A 4414-nucleotide genomic window follows, 5' to 3' on the forward strand; every position below is an offset into this window, starting at 1 on the left:
TGGCGATCCCGGCAGGACTCGAACCTGCAACCCGCGGAGTAGAAATCCGCTACTCTATCCAGTTGAGCTACGGGACCGTCGCCGTGCCGGCCTTGGTTAAGGCCTGCCGGACTTCTATCACGGCAAATATGAAAAATCCGCGGCCACGCCAAGCCCGAACCGAGCCCTATCCGCCGCAAACGTAAGCAACGCGGCGCCTAATCGTCGTTGGGCGTCGGCAGGGGAGGCGTGGTGAGCAGGTTTCCTGCCCACCGGATGGTTGCGCGACGACCTCGGCCCTGTGGGAGGACTATACGCTCCCGACGTGGACGGCTGGATGACGGCCCGCCCATGGCAGGGCTTGCTCGAGCTGGGCCGCCAGCCTCAGCAGGATATCCTCGGCGCCAAAACGGCTCACGAACTGCATGCCGAGCGGCATTCCTTCCGAGTCGGTCGTCAGGGGCAGGCTGATCGCAGGCTGGCCCGTCATGTTGTACAGGGCCGTGTAGGCGGCGTGATTGAACAGGCGATCGTACCAGCCTTGCGCATCCAGCGATGCGTCATTTGCATCGATGTGTCCAAGGGCGACCGTTTGCTCTCCAAGAGTCGGCGTGAGCAGCACGTCGTAGGCGTTGAAGAAGGGCGCCACCGATCGGCAGACGATATTGGCGAAGGCGTCGGCCATCTCCAAATCGACGAGCTTCAGGCCTAACCCATATTCGTAGCAGGCGAGCGTGGTCGCTTCGAGCGTTTCGAGCGACGGTTTGCGTCCGTTGAGCTGGGCGGTGCCGAGAACCCCCGCGGCCAGGAAGCCGCACCAGTAGACGATATTGGCACGGTGGAACATCTCTTCATCATAGTCCGGAGAGGCTTCGCTCACTTCGTGACCGAGACTTTCCAGTTCGCGTGCGACCCGCATGACGGCCTCGCGCACCTCGCCTTTGGCGCGCGCACCCTTCATGCCCGCCAGTGACACGGCGATGCGCAGTCGGCTGGGTGCAGCGGCGGTTTCGCTGGCATAGCTACGCGGTGGCGGAGGAATGATGAAGGGGTCGCCGATTCCCGGGCCCTGCACCGAATCGAGCACCGCCGCGCAATCGCGCACGGTCCGTGTCACGACGTGTTCGATGCCGAGGCCGTGGAGCGGTTGGCCGAACTCGGGACCGGTCGGGGTGCGTCCCCGCGTTGGTTTCAAGCCGACGACGCCGCACATCGCCGCCGGGATCCGGATCGACCCGCCTCCATCATTGGCATGGGCGATCGGGACGATGCCGGCCGCAACCGCGGCGCAGGAACCTCCGCTGGAGCCACCGGGGGATCGCTCGACATTCCAGGGGTTGCGTGTCGGACCGTAGAGAACCGGTTCGGTCGTGGATGCAAATCCGAATTCCGGGGTATTGGTGCGACCGATCGCGACGAAGCCTGCAGCCTTGAACCGGCGCATCAGCTCCGTGTCGTGCGGCGAGACGAAGCTGTTGTCGACGAGCCTGCTGCCCATGTCGCAGCGGACGCCTTCGGCGTGCATGACGAGGTCCTTGATCAGGAACGGCAGCCCCGCGAACGGACCGGTGGCCGACGCAGGCGGTTGCGCGTCGATCTCGCCGATGACGGCGTTGAGGGTGGGGTTGACCTTTTCGATGCCCAGGCGGGCGGCAGCCGCCAGCTCTGCTGCACTGACCTCACCCCTGCGGACCAGCGCGGCGAGGCCTAATCCGTCGTAACGGGCATAGTCGTCGAGGTTCATTTCTGTCTCCTGACATGCTGGCTCTCGTTCCAAGAGCCTCGCAGCAGGAAACCGGGATCGCGGGCGAGGTGCCATCGACCAGATGTTCCACCCCTCGCGGTTTTCGTCGGGGATCGGGTCCGCGTCAGCCCCTCATGGTGGGGCTGATGCCGCTCGTGCGATGCAGGAGCGCAACCTTGTTGCGTACGCCCAGCTTGTCGTAGATGGCGCGAAGATGGTGGCGTACAGTATAAGGCGAGCAGCCAAGATGCACCGCGATCTCCTTGTAGGAGCGGCCATCGCGGTACAAGGCGACAATTTCCGTTTCGCGCGGCGAGAGGCGGTCGGTCGCATCGCGGGGACGGGTGCGAAGCACGGCCAGATCACGGTGGCGGACGACATCGACGCTTATGGCCCGGCCATCATATCTGTGACCGGCGTTCACCGTATCGCGCAGCAGGCGGGGCAATTCGGGCCCGCGCCAACGCGGCCATTCGAGGCTCAGCAACGTGGCGAATGTCGCTTCACTTGCGTGCATGAGGCCGTGCCGGTCGGCAACGGCAAAGCCCTCCTGCAAGCGATCCAAGCCGGCCCGCAGGCCCTCGACATGATGCAGGCGGTTCGTATGCCAGGCAGCCACGATATGCGGCATGACGATTTCCTGAAACGTCCGGTCGGCATGGTCGAACTGCGGGGCATCGGCCGGCCGATAGAGCGACAGAAAAGCGAGCAGGCAGGGGACGGGGGTGGCAACCGCCACCGAGATTGCGCTGGCGATGCCGAACCGCTCTCCCATGGCGACGAATTCGGCATGTCCCATGGAATTCGCACTGACACTGGCCGCGATGCCGGGAGTGGCGATCACCTTTGCGGCGAGGACGTCCTTGTGCTTGACGGCCTCCCAGTCGCGCACGAAGTCGTGCGGCAGAACGTCGACGTAAGAGCAGTGTAGCGTGAGCCCGCCGCGCGGCTGCGCCCGCAGCATGCCCCAATAGGCAGACCGAAACGGCAATTGGTCGCGCAGCCGGGAAAGCGTGGCTTCCTGAAAGCGATCGAGCGGCAGTGCGCGCGCCATCGCGTAAAGGTCGAGCAAAAGGGCGCCGGCGCGCCGGGCAAGATCAGTGCCGGGCGGGTCACGGACGGTCATGTCAGCCGTGCACCAGGCCGGCCGGTCCGTGCGCCGGGACGCGGATGATGGCTCTTTCCTCGCAGCTGCGCACTTTACGACACGGCGGTCCCAAGTTGAACTGTCTCAAGCTCGTATCATGACAGTGTCACACAGAGGCGGCCTGGATTCCAGCGGGATTGCTGATCTCAGACGTCGCGCAGGGCCCGGCCGAAGACCGCCGATCTCGGGGGAGAAATAATGGGACATCGCTCAAGCTTGACCGAACCGATTTGCTCGTCGCCGCGACAAAGCGGGACGGTGGTGTGTCAGGGCGCCCGGTCAAGGTGGCAACGAATTGGACGAGGGATCACGTTGCCGGGAACGCTGCCAAGGGCACGGCCGCCGCTCGATGGATCAGGCATGTTAGTGCCATCCGAACGGTGCGCGCTGGTGTTTCGATCGGTTCTGCTTGGGCTTGCCTTGTCATGGCGAACGCGACGATTTTCACCTCTGGTTCAATCGCCTTGAGTCCGTCACCTTTCCGCGCATTTCATCTGCCTTCGCGGTTCGTCCGCGATTTCCGGGAGTCCTCCATGATCGGTCTTGTTCGCGCCGCCACAATCTGCGCCGCCCTGGCGCTCGGCCTTGTCGCTGCGCAGGCCGCCGACAAAGCCTTCAAGCGCGACGACCTCGCCGATTCCGCGATCAAGCTGGAGGCTCAGATCAAGAGCGAGGCGGGGCCGGTCGCCAAGTCCAACGCGACGCTGAAGACGGACGCCGACGCCGCCTTCCGGCGCAATGATTACCGCACCGGCCTCACGGTGCTCGGCCAGATCGCCGCGACCACGCCCGAGGATGCCGGCAACTGGCTGCGGCTCGCCAGGGTCATCTTCCAGATCTCGCCGAAGAGCTCGAGCGAGCAGACCTTCCTGCTGGAGCGCGCCTCGACCGCGGCTTACATCGCCTATCTGCGCGCCGGCAATGCGGGCGAGGAGGCCGACGCGCTCGCCGTGCTCGGCAAGGCGCTGGCGGAACGCAAGCTGTGGCGGCCGGCGCTGGACGCGCTGCGGCTGTCGCTCGACATGCGCGAGGTTGCCGACGTCCGCGGCCAGTATGAAAAGATGCGCGACGAGCACGGCTTCCGGCTGCTCGACTACACCGTCGACTCCGACTCTGCGAGCCCGCGCGCCTGCTTCCAGTTCTCGGAAGAACTCGCCAAGCGCACCGACTTCGCGCCGTTCCTGGCGCTGGCGGGGCAGGACAAGCCGGCGCTGTCGGCCGAAGGCAAGCAGCTCTGCGTCGACGGGCTGAAGCACGGCGAGCGCTACAACATCAATCTGCGCGCCGGCCTGCCTTCCACGGTGAAGGAGGGCCTGCCGAAATCGGCCGAGTTCAACGTCTATGTCCGCGACCGCAAGCCGTTCGTGCGATTCACCAGCCGTGCCTATGTGCTGCCCAGGACCGGCCAGCGCGGCATTCCCGTGGTCAGCGTCAACACGCCCGCGGTCAACATCAACGTCTTCCGGATCGGCGACCGCAATCTGATCAACACGGTGGTCGACAGCGACTTCCAGAAGACCCTGTCGAAGTACCAGCTGTCGGAT

The 4414-nt window shown here is 65.0% G+C and carries 2 protein-coding genes, 1 tRNA gene and 1 pseudogene; 1 reads left to right on the forward strand and 3 read right to left on the reverse strand.

The window, feature by feature from the left end; all coding sequences use genetic code 11:
* The 3 genes from JHD07_RS30530 to JHD07_RS30540 all read right to left on the reverse strand — a co-directional run bounded on the left by JHD07_RS30530 (position 1) and on the right by JHD07_RS30540 (position 2849).
* Positions 1-77, reverse strand: a tRNA-Arg gene (locus JHD07_RS30530).
* Positions 78-289: 212 nt separating this feature from the next.
* The gene (locus JHD07_RS30535; RefSeq protein ID WP_291628880.1) at positions 290-1723 is read right to left on the reverse strand and encodes an amidase family protein; all 1434 of its coding nucleotides are present in this window, start codon (positions 1721-1723) and stop codon (positions 290-292) included.
* Positions 1724-1847: 124 nt separating this feature from the next.
* On the reverse strand, positions 1848-2849 hold the full coding sequence (locus tag JHD07_RS30540; RefSeq protein ID WP_291628883.1) for a helix-turn-helix transcriptional regulator: 1002 nt from the start codon (positions 2847-2849) through the stop codon (positions 1848-1850).
* A gap of 554 nt (positions 2850-3403) precedes the next feature.
* Here JHD07_RS30540 and JHD07_RS30545 point away from each other — a divergent pair.
* Positions 3404-4414, forward strand: a pseudogene (locus JHD07_RS30545) (alpha-2-macroglobulin family protein); the annotation flags it as partial.

The sequence above is a fragment of the Bradyrhizobium sp. genome (assembly GCF_016462955.1).
Classification (GTDB): Bacteria; Pseudomonadota; Alphaproteobacteria; order Rhizobiales; family Xanthobacteraceae; genus Bradyrhizobium.